Genomic DNA, 16,480 nt, shown 5'->3' with positions numbered 1-16,480 from the left:
TGAGAGTTCTCTCCAAGTTCCCGTCGGCGGGTACCGCTCACCTGTGCGATCGGACGTCCGATCGCGGTGACCGGAGGCCGGTGGCGGCCCGGGTCAGCGGGCCGCGCGGGCCTCGGCCATCCGCTGCTCGGCGATCCGGTCGGCCGCCGCGGCCGGCGGAATCCCGTCGGCCTTCGCACGTGCGAAGATCGCCAGGGTGGTGTCGAAGATCTTCGCCGCCTTCGCCTTGCACCGGTCGAAGTCGAACCCGTGCAGCTCGTCCGCCACCTGGATCACGCCGCCGGCGTTCACCACGTAGTCCGGCGCGTAGAGGATCCCGCGGTCGGCGAGGTCCTTCTCCACGCCCGGGTGGGCGAGCTGGTTGTTGGCGGCGCCGCAGACCACTGTCGCGGTGAGCACCGGCACGGAGAGGTCGTTCAGCGCGCCGCCGAGGGCACAGGGCGCGTAGATGTCGAGCCCCTCGAGACGGATCAGCGCCTCGGTGTCGGCGACCGCCGTCACCTCGGGGTGCTGGTCGAGGACGCGCTGGACGGCCTCCTCGCGCACGTCCGTGATCACGACCTCGGCGCCCTCGTCCAGCAGGTGCCGGACCAGGTGGTGGCCGACCTTGCCGACGCCGGCGATGCCGACCTTGCGGCCGCGCAGCACGGGGTCGCCCCACAGGTGCTGGGCGGAGGCGCGCATGCCCTGGTAGACGCCGAAGGCGGTGAGCACGGAGGAGTCGCCGGCGCCGCCGTTCTCGGGGGAGCGGCCGGTGGTCCAGCGGCACTCGCGGGCCACGACGTCCATGTCGGCGACGTACGTGCCGACGTCGCACGCGGTGACGTAGCGGCCACCGAGCGAGGCGACCATGCGACCGTAGGCGAGCAGCAGCTCCTCGGTCTTGTCGCGCTCCGGGTCGCCGATGATCACGGCCTTGCCGCCGCCGTGGTCCAGACCGGCCATGGCGTTCTTGTACGACATACCGCGCGCGAGGTTGAGGGCGTCGGCGACGGCCTCGGCCTCGGTGGCGTAGGGGTAGAAGCGCGTACCGCCGAGGGCCGGGCCCAGGGCAGTGGAGTGGAGGGCGATCACGGCCTTGAGACCGCTGGCGCGGTCCTGGCAGAGCACGACCTGCTCATGGCCGCCCTGGTCCGACTGGAACAGGGTGTGCAGGACATCAGCAGGCGCGCCGGTTACGTCGGTCACTGTGGTGACTCCTGTGTAAGTAGCGGCGAGTGGGGTGCGGCCCCGTACGGGTGGCGGGGTCGTGGCATGAGCGTAGAGCCTCGGGTCCCTCACCATCCGCGCAGTGTTCAGGATCACTCTCCGGAGCCGTGTACGCACGTATCACCGTGAAACGATTTGGTGTGGTTTCGAGCCGGGCCCGATGGGGAGGGAGCAGGCGTGCCCAAGGTGTCTGCCGTGGTCGTCCCGTATGCCGCCTATCTGCGCGTGTACGAGCCGCTGACCGCCTTCCCGGAGCCCGAGCGCACCCACTGGGCCCGTTACGCCCGGCGCCCGGACCGTCCCTCCTACCAGGACGAACTGCGCCGCTCGCTCGCCGACTTGCTGCCCACCCCGCCGGTCCCGGTACCGGTGCACGAGAGCGGCGACGCCTTCGTACTGGAGAGCGACGGGGTGCTCTGCGTCTGCCCCTGGCGGACCCGGCTGCGCGGCTGGCTGGCCCTGGCGGGCCTCGGTGAGGAACTGCCCCCGCCGGTGCTGGACGCGGTGCTGCCGCCGGTGGTGCGCCGCCAGGCCGCCCAGGACTACGAGCGCTGGCTGGCCCGCAACCCCGACGCCCGCCCCTGGATCCGCACCGCGACCTGGCAGATCCCGCTGAACTGGTTCGTGCTGGTCGGCGACGAGGAGCGGCGGTACGACAAGGCGTCCGGCGAGGTGCCGCCGATGCTGCGCTACCGCACCCCGATGGTGCAGGCCCGGCGGCGGGTGGCCCGGGCGCTGCGCACGCTGAAGGACACCATCGAGGAAGGGCCGCTGATCGACAGCCTGGTGGACGTCGGCCGCTGGCTGGAGGAGTTCCACCCGCGCTCGGTGGTCGAGCTGGACTACGGCGGGCTGGTGCACGCGGTGCCGGCCGGTGACCTGGCGGACGACCACTCGGCGGCGGACGTGGCCGACGGCATCGAGGCGCTGCGCCGCGGCGACGGGACGGCCGCCGGTGAGGCGTACGGCCGGCTGGTGGAGCGGTGGCGGACGGTACGGGACCGGCGCTCCGCGAACTGAGTGACGTACGTCACGGTCCGAATCGCCCCGAAGGGCGTACGGTCATGGCCACTTGAACCACCTGGCGGGATGTTGGTCCCGATCCGGGCTTATGTCCCAAGGGTGATGGACAGCACTTACAAGTGCCTTGCCCTGGTTGCCACCCCTCATGCCAAAATAGGACAAGGAGTCCGGGGAGGGCTCCTCCGCTCAACTATGCTCCATCATGGGCGGATTCTCCGCATTGCACGCTATAGGGGGTCTGGTGACTCCTGATCGCCGCTGTGACTGATCGTCACAGTGGCGTGACTGTCCGCTATGGCATGGTCCATCGGCTTCCGTCGCTGATGAACACCTGGGAGGGCAATTCCATCGGTTTGGCCGACGCGGCTGGACAGATGGTGTAGTTGTAGTGCCGAGGACAAGCCGTTCGTCCTATAACCGACTCGACCCGCGTGCACCATTTCGGGCAACGCGGGTCAAGGTGCAGAATTTAGAGGAAAGAACCGAGAAGGTTCGGTTCTCCCGAGGAGGCCGCTCATGACCGCTCGCACCCCTGATGCCGAGCCGCTGCTGACCCCGGCTGAGGTCGCCACCATGTTCCGTGTCGACCCCAAGACGGTCACGCGGTGGGCGAAGGCCGGCAAGCTCACATCGATCCGTACGCTCGGCGGGCACCGCCGCTACCGCGAAGCCGAGGTCCGCGCACTGCTCGCGGGCATCCCGCAGCAGCGCAGCGAGGCCTGAACAACTGAAAACCGGGCGAAACGGTCGGTCCCCCACTGGCCGCGAAGCCCGAAACCCTAGCTCCAAGCGACGCGGGACCTGCCCCAACAGGGCCCACGCCCAGGCCGAAGAGAACGTTGTTGGCAGCGACACAGGGTGCGTCGTAGATCGCGCTGGACTCCGCCGGGTCCAGCGCGATCTTTTTTGCGCCCTGGTCGACGGCCCGGTGCGGCGGTTGTGAGCGTCCTTGTCGGACTCTGGGGAGGGCTGTCGGATCGGCTGTGCCCGCCCTCCGGGAGCGGTGCAATTGCACATATTAAATTGACCAGTTGTATGAGGGGGGTAAGTTCCGCAGTTTTGAAAACTCATGCGGTGACTCCCGTCACACGCCAGGGTCCTTGTTGTCCGCGGCTCGCGTGCGCTATTGGGGCATCGCGAACTCCAGCACCCCCCGCACGTACGGGTGTTGGGCCGGCCCGATGGCGATCACGCGCTGCGCGGCCGCTCGTCCTCGACGGACTCCTCGTCCGCCTCCAGGGAATACGGGCCTGCGTCCATCACCAGCCGCAGCAGGCGATGACAGACGGGGCAGTGACGGGTGAGATGCCCGTAGGACGACGCGGCCGACAGATGCGCCCTCAGCAGCGCCCGCGTCTCGTGCCTGGCCGATGCCGCCATACGCCACCTCCAGGGGCCGCCGAGCGGAGAACACGCCCTGCATTCTGGGTACCGAGCGAAGGTGGCGCCGTCAAGGGCGCGAACAGCCGCGCCGACCCCACGGGGACGGTCGGAGCAGGAGCAGACGACACAAAAAGAAGGGCCCCTCACGGGGCCCTTCCTCAACTGCGGTCCTGACGGGATTTGAACCCGCGGCCTCCACCTTGACAGGGTGGCGAGCACTCCAAACTGCTCCACAGGACCAGGTTTCGCGGCACTCGATGTTGCGCTGTGCTGCGAGAAGGACTGTACAGGAGGGTGAGCCCCCTGGTCGAACTCACCCACCGTACCCGTCCGGCTACGGCGCCGCCGCGTCGATCGCCTTCACGATCCGCTTGTCCGAGACCGGATACGCCGTACCCAGCGCATGGGCGAAGTAACTGACCCGCAACTCCTCGATCATCCAGCGGATGTCCAGCACCTGCCGCGGCACCGGCCGCCCCTGGGGAAGCTGCTCCAGCAGCCAGGCGTACTCGTCCTGCATCTCGTGGACCTTCTCCATACGGGTGGTGTCCCGCTGGACGCCCGAGGGCATCTGCTGCAGACGCCGGTCCGCGGCCACCAGGTAGCGCATCAGGTCCGGCAGCCGCCGTATCCCCGCCCACGTCACGAAACCGGGCTTCACCAGCGCGTCGAGCTGCTTGCGGACGTCCGTCAGGTTCGCCAGCAGCGCGGGACTGCTCACAGCCTTCAGACGGCGCTCACAGGCCTGCCAGGCCGCCAGTACCTGCTGCACCTGCCCGACCGTACGAACCGTCGTGTCGACGATCTCCGCGCGCACCTTGTCGTACAGCTTCCGGTACGACTCCTCGTCCCACACCGGCCCGCCGAAGTCCGCGATCAGCTTGTCCGCCGCCGCCATAGCGCAGTCGTCGAAGAGCGCCTGCACCGAACCGTGCGGATTGGCGGACAGCGCGAGCTTCTGGGCGTTCGTGAGGCGATCACTCGCGAACTTCGCCGGATTCACCGGGATGTTGCGCAGGATCAGCCGGCGAGTGCCCTTCCACATCGCCTCGGCCTGCTCCGCCTCCGTGTCGAACAGCCGCACCGACACCGTGTCACCGTCGTCCACCAGCGCCGGATAAGCCTTCACCGGCTGCCCCGCCCGGCGCGTCTCGAAGACCCGGGACAGCGTGCCGATCGACCAGTCGGTGAGACCCGCCCGCTCCAGGGACTCCCCGCCCTGCCGAGAAGCGGAGGCAGCCGCCGCCTGCGACAGCGCCTCACGCGCCTTCGGCTTCAGCCGCAGCCGCAACGCCTCCAGATCCTTGTCCTCGGCGATCTTCCGACGCCGCTCGTCGACGATACGGAAAGTGACCCGCAGATGATCCGGAACCTTCGACCAGTCGAAGTCCTCCGCGTCGAAGGGCACCCCGACCATGCGCCTCAGCTCACGCGCCATCGTCACCGTCAACGGCTCCTGCAACGGAACCGCCCGCTCCAGGAACGCCCTCGCATAGTTCGGCGCGGGCACGTAATTGCGGCGGACCGGCTTCGGAAGGGAACGGATCAACTCCGTCACCACCTCCTCCCGCAGACCCGGGATCTGCCAGTCGAAGCCCTCGTCGGTGACCTGGTTGAGCACCTGCAGCGGAATGTGCACGGTCACACCGTCCGCGTCCGCACCCGGCTCGAACTGGTACGTCACCCGGAACTTCAGCGGCCCCTGACGCCAGGAGTCCGGATAGTCCGCCTTGGTGACCGCCTCCGCCGACTCCCGGATGAGCATCGCCCGCTCGAAGTCCAGGAACTCCGGCGCCTCATGCCGCTTCCGCTTCCACCAGGAATCGAAATGGGCACCGGACACCACATGTTCGGGCACCCGCTGGTCGTAGAAGTCGAACAGCGTCTCGTCGTCCACGACGATGTCCCGGCGCCGCGCCCGGTGCTCCAGCTCCTCGACCTCGCTGAGCAGCCTGCGGTTGTCGGCGAAGAACTTGTGATGCGTACGCCAGTCACCCTCCACCAGCGCGTTGCGGATGAAAAGCTCGCGCGACACCTCCGGATCGATCCGGCCGTAGTTCACCTTCCGCTGCGCGACGATCGGCACGCCGTACAGCGTCACCTTCTCGAACGCCATCACCGCCGCCTGGTCCTTCTCCCAGTGCGGCTCGCTGTACGTCCGCTTCAGCAGATGACCCGCGAGCGGCTCCACCCACTCCGGCTCGATCTTCGCGTTCACCCGCGCCCACAGCCGGCTCGTCTCCACCAGCTCCGCCGACATCACGAACCGCGGCTGCTTGCGGAACAGCGCCGAACCCGGGAACACCGCGAACTTGGCGTTGCGCGCGCCCAGATACTCGTTCTTGTTGCCGTCCTTCACGTCCTTCATCCCGACGTGGGACAGAAGACCGGCCAGCAGGGAGACATGGATCCGGTCGGCCGGCGCCTCCTCCTCGTTGAGATGGATACCCATCTGCTTGGCCACCGTGCGGAGCTGGGTGTAGATGTCCTGCCACTCACGGATCCGCAAGAAGTTCAGGTACTCCTGCTTGCACATCCGCCGGAACGAACTGGAACCCCGCTCCTTCTGCTGCTCACGCACATACCGCCACAGATTCAAATACGCGAGGAAGTCGCTGGTCTCATCCTTGAACCGGGCATGCTGCTGGTCCGCCTGGGCCTGCTTCTCCGCCGGACGCTCCCGCGGATCCTGGATCGACAGCGCCGCCGCGATCACCATCACCTCACGGACACAGCCGTTCCTGTCGGCCTCCAGCACCATCCGGGCCAGCCGCGGGTCGACCGGCAACTGGGCCAGCTTCCGGCCGGTGTCCGTCAGCCGCTTGCGCGGATCCTTCTGAGCCGGATCCAGCGCGCCCAGCTCCTGCAGCAGCTGCACACCGTCGCGGATGTTGCGATGGTCCGGCGGATCGATGAACGGGAACCTCTCGATGTCCCCGAGACCGGCCGCGGTCATCTGCAGGATGACGCTCGCCAGATTCGTCCGCAGAATCTCCGCGTCCGTGAACTCCGGCCGCGCGAGGAAGTCGTCCTCGCCGTACAACCGGATGCAGATGCCGTCCGACGTACGGCCGCAACGGCCCTTGCGCTGATTGGCGCTCGCCTGCGACACCGGCTCGATCGGCAGCCGCTGCACCTTCGTACGGTGGCTGTACCGCGAGATCCGGGCAAAACCCGGATCGATGACGTACTTGATCCCCGGCACCGTCAGCGACGTCTCCGCGACGTTCGTCGCCAGCACGATCCGGCGGCCCGTGTGCGGCTGGAAGACCCGGTGCTGCTCGGCGTGCGAAAGCCGCGCATACAACGGCAGGATCTCCGTGAACCGGTAATTCTTCCTGGTGAGGGCATCGGCGGTGTCCCGGATCTCACGCTCGCCGGACAGGAAGACAAGAATGTCCCCCTTCCCCTCCGCCATCAGCTCCTCGACGGCATCGGTGATCGCGGTGATCTGATCCCGGTCCGCGTCGTCGGAATCCTCCTCCAGCAGCGGCCGGTACCGCACCTCCACCGGATACGTCCGCCCACTCACCTCGACGATCGGCGCATCACCGAAATGCCGGGAGAAACGCTCCGGATCGATGGTGGCCGAGGTGATGACGACCTTCAGATCCGGCCTGCGCGGCAACAACTGCGCGAGGTAACCCAGCAGGAAGTCGATGTTCAGCGACCGCTCATGAGCCTCGTCGATGATGATCGTGTCGTAGGCGCGCAGCTCCCGGTCCGTCTGGATCTCCGCCAGCAGGATGCCGTCCGTCATCAGCTTGATGAACGTGGCGTCCGGATTCACCTGATCGGTGAAACGCACCTTCCAGCCCACAGCCTCCCCGAGCGGCGTCCGCAGCTCCTCCGCCACCCGCTCGGCGACCGTACGCGCGGCGATCCGGCGCGGCTGCGTGTGCCCGATCATGCCGCGCACACCACGACCCAGCTCCAGACAGATCTTCGGGATCTGGGTCGTCTTGCCCGAACCCGTCTCACCCGCCACGATCACCACCTGGTGATCGCGAATGGCGGCCGCGATCTCGTCCTTCTTCTGACTGACCGGCAGCTGCTCCGGATAGCCGACGGCAGGCACACGGGAGCGCCGCTCGTCCATCCGGACCTCGGCCCTGCCGACATCACCCTCGATCTCGGCGAGGACGGCGGCACGGGCCTCCGGCTTACGAATCTTGCGCGCGCCCTCGAGCCGCCGGCCGAGCCGGTGCGCGTCGCGCAGCGAGAGCTCGGTCAGACGGGGAGCGAGGGTGCCGAGGGCGGAGGCGGGATGCGTAGACATACGCGGTCCAGGATCTCACCTCACGGAAATCCCTGGCGAACGATTTGCACGCGGGCCGCGCCCGCGCCCCCGCACACCGCGCCCGGCCCGCCCCACGGGCAGGCGCCGTCAAGCCGTCGGCGCAGGACCCGATGACCTAGCGTGGGCGACATGTCCGATTCGCCGCACGGTGCCCACGGCCGGCCGCCCACCCGGACCGAGCACTGGGCCGCCTTCCGCGAATCACCCTTCCTGCCCGCCACCGTCCTGCTGCTCATCCTCGCCGCCGCGGCCGGACTCTTCGCCGGCTCCTACACCTACGCGATGGCCAACCCCACCCCGCACGCCATCCCCACCGCAGTCATCGGCCCCCACGGCGAACCGGCCGCCCGGCGGTTCATCGACGGCATGGAGCAGGCCCTGGACGCCTCCCTCGAACTCCAGCCCTACGACACCCGGCAGGACGCCGTGCGGGCCGTCGACGAACAGAAGGTGTTCGCGGTCGTCGAGGCACCCGCCGACGGCCGGACGATCGTCCTCGACGTCTCCGCGGCGTCCGGAGCGGCCGTCGCCCAGCTCCTCGGAGAAGCGGCGGTCAAAGTGAGCGAAACCACCGGCACCACCGTGACGGTACGCGACCTCAAGCCCCTGCAACCGGGCGATCCACGCGGCCTCGCCATCTTCTACATCTCACTCGCCGCCGTGATCATCGGCTTCGTCGGCTCCATCCAGATGAGCGTGCACGCACGGGGCCTGAACCCACTGGAACGCATCGCCTTCACCGCCGCCTACGCCCTGCTCGGCGGCTTCACCATCGCCGCCGTGGTGGACTGGCTGCTCGGCGCACTGGACCTGCCGTTCGTGGAGTCCTGGCTGATCCTGGCCCTGACGATGTTCGCCTCCGGCATGGTGTTCACGATGTTCAACACCCTGGTCGGCCGCTGGGCCATGCTGCCCACCTGGGGACTGATGGTCCTCCTCGGCAACCCCTCGTCCGGCGGCGCCGTCTCCTGGCCCCTCCTGCCCTCCCCGCTCGGCGTCATCGGCCGCTGGCTGCCACCAGGAGCCTCCGTGAACGCCCAGCACACCGCCGTCTACTTCCCCGGCCACCAGCACGCCTTCCCGTTCCTGGTACTGGCGGGCTGGGCCGTCGTCTCCGGCGCGGTCTTCCTGACCTGGCGCCACCGCCACCCGGGCGGCCGCTAGGAAACAGGCGGATCGGCGGCCGCCGCCCTGTCCCCAGCCGCCCTCTCCCCCCGGCCCGCACCGTCCCCGAGGGCGATCGACCGCGCCGTGTTGGACACGGCCTTGATCCCCAGATAAGCGGTGGTCATGCTGCTCACCGCGGTGAACGCGGCGGTCAGCACACCGACGATCACGGCCTCGTCCCCGCCCAGCCGCCACACCCCGAAGGCGGCCACCCCGGCGATCGCGACATTGCTCACCACAACGGCCAGCAACCCGTACCGGGCCCGGTACTTCTCCACCTCGACATCCCGCACCACACGCGCCTCGTCCCGGCCCATCATTCCCCCGTCCCCCACGAACCGTCCCCAGCAGCGAGAACGTAGCGCCCCTGACCGGCCGACGCCACCGGCCCGGAGAAGCCGCACACGCCGAGCCGTAAAGGACCAGACGTTCGAACGATCACCTGCTCCGGTGACCGGCGCGCAGTTCGCCGGACCGAACGAGCGGCCGCACCTAGAGTCCCTGTTCGTGAAGCTGACAGTGCGGGTGAAGCTCCTGCCCACGCCCGGCCAGGCACAAGCCCTGGAAGCCACGCTGCACGCCTGCAACGAGGCCGCCGACCACGTCTCCGCGACGGCATTCACCACCGGCACCACACGCAACCGTGAACTGCGAACCCTCACCTACACCCACATCAAGCACACCTGGGGTCTCGGCGCCCAGGCCGCCCAGCACGTGATCAAGAAGACCAGCGACGCCTACGCCGCCCTCAGAGGCAACCTGAGAGCCGGAAACCTCGGCCGGCCCGGATCCAAGCGCCACACGGCGGCCACCGGCAAACCGATCGCCTTCCGCCCCGACGCCGCGCAGCCCTACGACGACCGCATGCTCTCCTGGCAGACCGAACCGCGGACCGTCTCCATCTGGACCATCGCCGGCCGCCTGAAACATCTCGCCTACACAGGCCACCAAGGACAGCTCGAACTGCTCGCCCGGTACCGCCAGGGCGAATCCGATCTTCAGCACCGAAACGGCCAGTGGTACCTCCTGGCAACGCTCGAGCTACCCGAAGGAACTCAAAACCCTGCCCCGCGAGCGTTCATCGGCGTCGACCTCGGCATCGCCAACATCGCGACCACCTCCACAGGCCGCCGGCACAGCGGCAGGCGCCTCAACCGCACCCGCGAGAACGACACCGCCCTGCGCGCCCGCCTCCAGAAGCGCGGCACACGATCCGCGAAGCGGCGGGCCAGGCGCCACGCCGGCAAGGAGGCCCGGCGCACCCGCGACATCAACCACAAGATCAGCAAGCACATCGTGGCGGAGGCACAACGCACCGGCCGCGGCATCGCTCTGGAAGACCTGAGCGGCATCCGCGAACGGGTACGGCTGAGGAAGCCCCAACGCGTCACGATCAACTCCTGGGCCTTCGGCCAGCTCGGCGCCTTCATCGAGTACAAGGCCCGCCGTGCCGGGGTGCCCGTGGTCCACGTGGACCCCGCGTACACCAGCCAGGAGTGCTCCCGCTGCCACCACACCGACAAGCGCAACCGGCCTCACCAGGCCGTCTTCACCTGCACGTCCTGCGGCTTCGTCGAGCACGCGGACGTCAACGCGTCCCACGTCATCGGCCTGCGCGGCTGGTGGCTGTGGGTCCGCGGGGCCGAGTCACAGGCCCCTGCCCTGACGCTGATCGCGTAGGGCTGGATGCGCCGCTCCCGCCGAAGCCGTCGACGGGAGCGAGCTGCAAGCCGGGAAGCGGGGCTTCCGGGCAGCGGACGCGATCGCTCGTACGAGCGTGATCCATGAGTCATACGAAGGAGCTTCCTCATCTGCGCACGGGAAGGCGCCAGCCGCTGCTGCACGCCAACGACGGCCCGCCGGTGCGCGGAGATGAGAACGGCCCCACCGAAGAATTTCGGTGGGGCCGCATGCCCTGATCAGGGCGGCTGTGGCTGGGGCCGGGGTCGAACCGGCGACCTTCCGCTTTTCAGGCGGACGCTCGTACCAACTGAGCTACCCAGCCACGAGGCTTCCGAGGAAGCCTCAGCGGTCCTGACGGGATTTGAACCCGCGGCCTCCACCTTGACAGGGTGGCGAGCACTCCAAACTGCTCCACAGGACCAAGCTTGCGTGCAACAGTGTCGCACACGGTATTGCGTGCCCCCAACGGGATTCGAACCCGTGCTACCGCCTTGAAAGGGCGGCGTCCTAGGCCGCTAGACGATGAGGGCTATCGGCCCGCCTGCGCGCTTCTCAGCGCGTCGGGGACGTGAGAAGCATATGGGATGGCGGCGGGGTTCGCCAAAACGGTTTACGGGGAGGCCGGGGAGGCGGTGTCCGGGCCGGGGGTGGTGCGGGGGCGGCGGTGGTCGAGGACGTCCTCCGGGAGGTGGCGGCTCACTTCCGCCGTGGTCAGGCCGAGGCCGCCGAGCTTGATCTCGTCCCACGCCTGCAGGCGGTGGCTGTCGCGGTCGACGTAGAGGATCGAGGCCTCGATGGGATCGGGGTACTTGCCCTCCACCGCGCGCAGGCCGCTGCCTCCGGTCGAGCCCTCCATGCGCAGCCGGGTGCCGTACTTCAGCAGCTCGGTGCCCTCGTGGTGCAGGTGGCCGCAGAGCACCAGGGGCACCTGGCCGTCCGTCTCCCTGGCCGCCACGGGTTCGTGGGCGACGGCCACGTCGACCGGGGTGCCGGCCGTCCGCTGGTCGCGCAGGGCCGAGGCCAGGCGGTCGCCGGCGAGCCGTTCGGCCGCGTCGCCGCCGGTGGCCGCCGAGCGGTCGGGGGTGTACTGGGGGTCGCCGATCCCGGCGAAGCGCAGGCCGGCCACGGTGCGTGCGCGGCCGTCGTCCAGGACGTGGACGTTCTTCATGCGTTCCAGGTAGCGCTGGGTGGTGCGCGAGTCGTGGTTGCCGCGGACCCAGACGTAGGGGGCGCCCAGGTCGGCGATGGGGTCGAGGAAGCCGTTCTCCGCCGCCGTGCCGTGATCCATGGTGTCGCCGGAGTCGACGATCACGTCGACCTTGTACTGCTTCACCAGCGAGGCGATGATCTTCCAGCTCGCCGGGTTGAGGTGGATGTCGGAGACGTGCAGGACGCGGAGGGTGGCCGGGTCCGGCTGGTAGGCGGGGAGGGTGGACGTGACGTCGTAGAGCTTGGTGACGTTGGTGACCAGGCGGGCCAGTTCCTGCTGGTAGACGTCGAATTCGGTGACGATGCTGCGTGCGTTGCCGACCACGGACGGGGCTGAGGACAGCAGTCCGGAGAACCGGGGTTCGAGGACGGACTTGGGGTTCCAGGTGGCGTAGGCGCAGGCGCCGGAGGCCGCGAGCAGGGTGAGGGCGAGTCCGCCGGCCGTGACGGCTCGGCGGGGGCGGCGGTACACGGCGAGGCCGAGGGCGGTGGCGCCGGTGACGACGGCGACGCCGGAGCGCAGGGCGAGGTCGAGGGTGCCGTGTTCGACGTCCCGGGCGACCTCGTCCTGGAGGCCGGAGATGCGTTCGGGGTGGTCGACGAGTGCCTGGGCGCGGGGCGGGTCGAGCTGGTCGACGTTGACGTCCAGGCGGACGGGGGCGATGTGGCTGTCCAGGGTCAACGCGCCGAGCGGGGAGACGTTGATCTTCGTGCCGCCGGTGAGGGAGGGGCGCAGCGCCATGGTGGTGTCCATCGGGCCGACCGGGGCTCGTACGTTGCCGACGACGAGCAGGCCGAGCCAGGCGCCGGCGAGGACGACGGCGGTGAGGCCGAGGGCGTTCAGCCAGGGCCGGGGGCGGGTGGCCAGTTCGAGGTCGGGGAGGGGGCGGGGGGTGCGGGTGCGGTCGGGTTTGCGGTGGAGCCTGCGGTTCAGGGCTGCGACGGGGACGCGGACCATTGGGGCCGTATGCCCGTGCTCCGGTGTGGATATGCGGGGTTCGGCTCTCTCGTGCGGCGGTTCCGTGCCGGACAATGACCGTGTGCTGGAGATGACGCGCGAGGAGTTCGAGGAACTGGTCGCCGAGGCGCTCGACCGGATTCCTCCGGAGTTGATGCGGCTGATGGACAACGTCGCGGTGTTCGTCGAGGACGAACCGCCGGCCGATGATCCGGAGCTGCTCGGGTTGTACGAGGGGACGCCGCTGACGGAGCGGGGGGAGTGGTACGCGGGGGTGCTGCCGGACCGGATCACGGTGTACCGGGGGCCGACGTTGCGGATGTGCGGGTCGCGGGAGGACGTCGTGGCCGAGACGGAGGTCACGGTGGTGCATGAGATCGCGCACCACTTCGGTATCGATGACGCCCGGCTGCACGCGCTCGGTTACGGGTGAGCGGGTGGGGCGGGTTCGGTCGTGGTGCGTGTCTTCTTGTGGGCGGCGGGAGTTGGTGAGGTTGACTTCCTTTTCCGCCTTCGGAGGTGGCCGCCGTGCGCCGCTTGTACGTTCCCGTCCGTCTGGCCGTCACGGTGCTGGCGGTGTCCGTGGCCGCGGGGTGTGTGAGCGTCGGTGAGGACGACGGCGGGGCCCGGCCCGCGCATTCGGCGGGGCAGCGTGGGGGTGAGGCGCCGGATGGTGTCGCTGGGGGTGGCGGGGGTGGTTTCGGGTACGGCGGTCCGGGGGGTGACGGAAAGCACGAGCACGGGGGGAAGGTGAAGCCCGGGAAGTCGGCGTCGGCGTCGGTGTCGCCGTCCGGGGAGGATCGTGAGCCGTCGGAGTCCGCGCGGCCGGGGAAGAGCTCGCAGCCGGGGGATCCGGCGCCGACGAAGGCCGAGCCGTCGCCTCCGGTGACCTCGGCTCCGCCTGAGCCTCCGGTGTCGACGCCGCCCGGGCCGACGTCGGAGCCGCCGTCGGCGGAGCCGTCCTCGTCGGCTCATGAGGAGGCGAGGGCGCAGTTGGTGCGGCGGGAGCCGGCGCCGGCGGCGGGCGTGCCGGCGTGAGGTGAGGGGCTGGGGGCGCTGCTGACCTGGGGCTGTGGGGTCCGGTTTGCCTTTGGGGGTGGTGGGTGCGTATGGTGGTAGATCGTTTGATCCCATTTGCCCGGCGCCACCACAGAGCGCGCCGTGTGGCGCGTACTCTCCCTTGCCGTGGCGGACCGCATTGAGGCGGTCGTATGCGAATCACGGAGTTGACGGGCGCGTGCCGAAGAGACTCCGGAAGGTTTCGCATTCGCATGTCCGTGTCCAGTACTGATCAGATCGTCATGCCCGAGAACGAGAACGTCAAGGACGAACTCGTGGACGGGACGACCGAGATCACCGAGGTCCCCGAGACCACTGACACCCCTCAGTCCCCCCAGATCACCTTCGCCGACCTCGGTCTCCCCGAGGGCGTCGTGCGCAAGCTCGCGCAGAACGGCGTGACCACTCCCTTCCCGATCCAGGCCGCGACCATCCCGGACGCCCTGGCCGGCAAGGACATCCTCGGCCGTGGCCGCACCGGTTCCGGCAAGACCCTCTCCTTCGGTCTGCCGACGCTGGCCACGCTGGCCGGCGGCCGCACCCAGAAGCACAAGCCCCGCGCCGTCATCCTGACCCCGACGCGTGAGCTGGCCATGCAGGTGGCCGACGCCCTCCAGCCGTACGGCGACGTCCTCGGCCTGAAGATGAAGGTCGTCTGCGGCGGTACGTCGATGGGCAACCAGATCTACGCCCTGGAGCGCGGTGTCGACATCCTCGTCGCCACTCCGGGCCGGCTGCGCGACATCATCAACCGCGGTGCCTGCTCGCTCGAGGACACCCAGATCGCCGTCCTCGACGAGGCCGACCAGATGTCCGACCTGGGCTTCCTGCCCGAGGTCACCGAGCTGCTCGACCAGGTTCCGGCGGGCGGCCAGCGCATGCTGTTCTCCGCGACCATGGAGAACGAGATCAAGACGCTCGTCGACCGCTACCTGAACGACCCGGTCAGCCACGAGGTGGACGCGGCCCAGGGTGCGGTGACGACCATGTCGCACCACATCCTCATCGTGAAGCCGAAGGACAAGGCGCCGGTCACGGCCGCGATCGCCTCCCGCAAGGGCCGCACGATCATCTTCGTCCGTACCCAGCTGGGTGCGGACCGGGTCGCGGAGCAGCTCCGTGAGGCCGGTGCGAAGGCCGACGCGCTGCACGGCGGCATGACCCAGGGCGCCCGGACCCGGACGCTGGCCGACTTCAAGGACGGTTACGTCAACGTCCTGGTCGCGACGGACGTCGCGGCGCGCGGCATCCACGTGGACGGCATCGACCTGGTGCTGAACGTGGACCCGGCCGGCGACCACAAGGACTACCTGCACCGGGCCGGCCGTACGGCGCGTGCGGGCCGTACCGGCACGGTGGTCTCCCTGTCGCTGCCGCACCAGCGGCGCCAGATCTTCCGGCTGATGGAGGACGCGGGCGTCGACGCCGCGCGCCACATCATCCAGGGCGCCGGCGCCTTCGACCCGGAGGTCGCCGAGATCACCGGTGCCCGGTCGATGACCGAGGTCCAGGCCGAGTCCGCGAACAACGCGGCCCAGCAGGCCGAGCGCGATCTGGCCCAGCTCACCAAGCAGCTCGAGCGCGCCCAGCGCCGGGCCGCCGAGCTGCGCGAGGAGGCCGACCGGCTGGTCGCGCGGGTCGCCCGGGAGCGTGGCGAGGACCCGGAGACCGCGGTGGCCGAGGCCCAGGCGGCCGCGGCGGAGGCCGTGGTCGAGGCCGCGGCGCAGCAGCCGGCGGAGCGCGAGACGGAGCGTGAGGACCGTCCGGCGGCTTCGGCGCCGTACGAGCGCGGTGACCGTGGTGGTCGTGGTTTCGAGCGTCGTGACGACCGCGGTGACCGTGGTGGTCGTGGTTTCGAGCGTCGTGACGACCGCGGTGACCGCGGTGGCCGTGGCTTTGAGCGTCGTGACGACCGTGGCGACCGTGGTGGCCGTGGCTTTGAGCGTCGTGACGACCGTGGCGGTCGTGGCTTCGAGCGCCGGGACGACCGCGGTGACCGTGGTGGCCGTGGTTTCGAGCGTCGTGACGACCGCCGTCCGTTCGACCGTGACCGCGACCGTGGTTTCGAGCGTCGTGACGACCGCGGTGACCGTGGTGGCCGTGGCTTCGAGCGCCGCGACGACCGCCGTCCCTCCGACCGCCGTGACGAGCGGGGCGGCTTCCGCCGTGACGACCGCGGTGGTCACCGGGGCAGCGACCGCCCGTTCAACCGTGACCGCCGTGACGACCGTCCGGGTTTCCGTTCGGCCGGTCACGACCGCCCCTACGGCCGTCGTGACGACCACCGTGGCACCGGTTCCTTCGGCCGCCGCGACGACAAGCCGCGCTGGAAGCGCAACGGCTGACATCGGATGACCGGCTGACCGCCGGTCTCCACCGCCGAAACGGCCGCGGGCCCCGGACATTCTCCGGACCCATGACGCGCCCGCCGCGGCGAGGGCGGTGAGGACGACGGTGGCACCCGCGCGGGAGAAGGTCCGTGGAAGTGT

Annotated in this window: 11 protein-coding genes and 4 tRNA genes; 6 read left to right on the top strand and 9 right to left on the bottom strand. The window is 69.5% G+C overall.

Annotated elements, in window-relative coordinates; genetic code table 11:
- Window positions 1-93 precede the first annotated feature (93 nt).
- Window positions 94-1,188 carry a Glu/Leu/Phe/Val dehydrogenase dimerization domain-containing protein gene (locus AB0924_RS33480; protein ID WP_366913481.1) on the bottom strand — a complete coding sequence of 365 codons (1,095 nt, stop codon included), beginning with the start codon at window positions 1,186-1,188 and terminating at the stop codon, window positions 94-96.
- 198 nt (window positions 1,189-1,386) lie between these two features.
- Here AB0924_RS33480 and AB0924_RS33475 point away from each other — a divergent pair, with 198 nt between their 5' ends.
- Entirely contained in the window at window positions 1,387-2,229 is an 843-nt protein-coding gene (locus AB0924_RS33475) for a hypothetical protein (protein WP_358939479.1), read from the top strand.
- A 519-nt stretch (window positions 2,230-2,748) separates the two neighbouring features.
- A complete protein-coding gene (gene bldC, locus AB0924_RS33470; protein ID WP_003949541.1) occupies window positions 2,749-2,955 on the top strand; it encodes a developmental transcriptional regulator BldC in 207 nt (68 codons plus the stop codon).
- A gap of 465 nt (window positions 2,956-3,420) precedes the next feature.
- Here the strand turns inward: bldC and AB0924_RS33465 are convergent, their stop codons facing one another.
- The 3 genes from AB0924_RS33465 to hrpA all read right to left on the bottom strand — a co-directional run bounded on the left by AB0924_RS33465 (window position 3,421) and on the right by hrpA (window position 7,894).
- Complete coding sequence (locus AB0924_RS33465; protein ID WP_358939477.1) at window positions 3,421-3,612, bottom strand: DUF6274 family protein; 192 nt, start codon at window positions 3,610-3,612, stop codon at window positions 3,421-3,423.
- A gap of 168 nt (window positions 3,613-3,780) precedes the next feature.
- Window positions 3,781-3,855 (bottom strand) — tRNA-Asp (locus tag AB0924_RS33460).
- A 94-nt stretch (window positions 3,856-3,949) separates the two neighbouring features.
- The gene (hrpA, locus tag AB0924_RS33455; RefSeq protein WP_358939474.1) at window positions 3,950-7,894 is read right to left on the bottom strand and encodes an ATP-dependent RNA helicase HrpA; all 3,945 of its coding nucleotides are present in this window, start codon (window positions 7,892-7,894) and stop codon (window positions 3,950-3,952) included.
- Between the two features lie 150 nt (window positions 7,895-8,044).
- Here hrpA and AB0924_RS33450 point away from each other — a divergent pair, with 150 nt between their 5' ends.
- Window positions 8,045-9,079, top strand: coding sequence for an ABC transporter permease (locus AB0924_RS33450; protein WP_366913480.1), 1,035 nt, complete (start codon window positions 8,045-8,047; stop codon window positions 9,077-9,079).
- Here AB0924_RS33450 and AB0924_RS33445 read toward each other — a convergent pair.
- Window positions 9,076-9,399, bottom strand: coding sequence for a hypothetical protein (locus tag AB0924_RS33445; RefSeq protein ID WP_358939514.1), 324 nt, complete (start codon window positions 9,397-9,399; stop codon window positions 9,076-9,078). The two genes, AB0924_RS33450 and AB0924_RS33445, sit on opposite strands and share 4 nt — an antisense overlap.
- Before the next feature lie 190 nt (window positions 9,400-9,589).
- Between AB0924_RS33445 and AB0924_RS33440 the strand changes: the two genes are divergently transcribed.
- A complete protein-coding gene (locus AB0924_RS33440) occupies window positions 9,590-10,762 on the top strand; it encodes a transposase (RefSeq protein WP_366913479.1) in 1,173 nt (390 codons plus the stop codon).
- Window positions 10,763-11,013: 251 nt separating this feature from the next.
- Here AB0924_RS33440 and AB0924_RS33435 read toward each other — a convergent pair.
- The 4 genes from AB0924_RS33435 to AB0924_RS33420 all read right to left on the bottom strand — a co-directional run bounded on the left by AB0924_RS33435 (window position 11,014) and on the right by AB0924_RS33420 (window position 12,932).
- Window positions 11,014-11,087, bottom strand: a tRNA-Phe gene (locus tag AB0924_RS33435).
- Between the two features lie 24 nt (window positions 11,088-11,111).
- Window positions 11,112-11,186 (bottom strand) — tRNA-Asp (locus AB0924_RS33430).
- Between the two features lie 36 nt (window positions 11,187-11,222).
- Window positions 11,223-11,295, bottom strand: a tRNA-Glu gene (locus tag AB0924_RS33425).
- A gap of 80 nt (window positions 11,296-11,375) precedes the next feature.
- Window positions 11,376-12,932 (bottom strand): metallophosphoesterase, encoded by a 1,557-nt coding sequence (locus tag AB0924_RS33420; RefSeq protein WP_358939468.1) that lies wholly within the window; start codon window positions 12,930-12,932, stop codon window positions 11,376-11,378.
- 82 nt (window positions 12,933-13,014) lie between these two features.
- On the opposite strand from AB0924_RS33420, the gene AB0924_RS33415 reads away from it, so the two are divergent.
- Window positions 13,015-13,365, top strand: a complete 351-nt coding sequence (locus AB0924_RS33415) for a metallopeptidase family protein (protein ID WP_351661397.1) — start codon at window positions 13,015-13,017, stop codon at window positions 13,363-13,365.
- An 838-nt stretch (window positions 13,366-14,203) separates the two neighbouring features.
- The gene (locus AB0924_RS33410; protein ID WP_366913478.1) at window positions 14,204-16,336 is read left to right on the top strand and encodes a DEAD/DEAH box helicase; all 2,133 of its coding nucleotides are present in this window, start codon (window positions 14,204-14,206) and stop codon (window positions 16,334-16,336) included.
- The last annotated feature ends 144 nt before the right edge of the window (window positions 16,337-16,480 follow it).

Source organism: Streptomyces sp. NPDC047869, from assembly GCF_040704065.1.
In the GTDB taxonomy this organism is placed as follows: domain Bacteria; phylum Actinomycetota; class Actinomycetes; order Streptomycetales; family Streptomycetaceae; genus Streptomyces.
The sequence above is the reverse complement of the archived record's forward strand: the minus strand, read 5'-3'. Positions and strand labels throughout refer to the sequence as shown.

Excerpts from the sequence above, each read along its gene's own strand:
- hrpA (WP_358939474.1), bottom strand. The coding sequence starts at position 7,894 with ATGTCTACGCATCCCGCCTCCGCCCTCGGCACCCTCGCTCCCCGTCTG.
- AB0924_RS33445 (WP_358939514.1), bottom strand. The coding sequence starts at position 9,399 with ATGGGCCGGGACGAGGCGCGTGTGGTGCGGGATGTCGAGGTGGAGAAG.
- AB0924_RS33410 (WP_366913478.1), top strand. The coding sequence starts at position 14,204 with ATGTCCGTGTCCAGTACTGATCAGATCGTCATGCCCGAGAACGAGAAC.
- AB0924_RS33450 (WP_366913480.1), top strand. The coding sequence starts at position 8,045 with ATGTCCGATTCGCCGCACGGTGCCCACGGCCGGCCGCCCACCCGGACC.
- bldC (WP_003949541.1), top strand. The coding sequence starts at position 2,749 with ATGACCGCTCGCACCCCTGATGCCGAGCCGCTGCTGACCCCGGCTGAG.
- AB0924_RS33420 (WP_358939468.1), bottom strand. The coding sequence starts at position 12,932 with ATGGTCCGCGTCCCCGTCGCAGCCCTGAACCGCAGGCTCCACCGCAAA.
- AB0924_RS33465 (WP_358939477.1), bottom strand. The coding sequence starts at position 3,612 with ATGGCGGCATCGGCCAGGCACGAGACGCGGGCGCTGCTGAGGGCGCAT.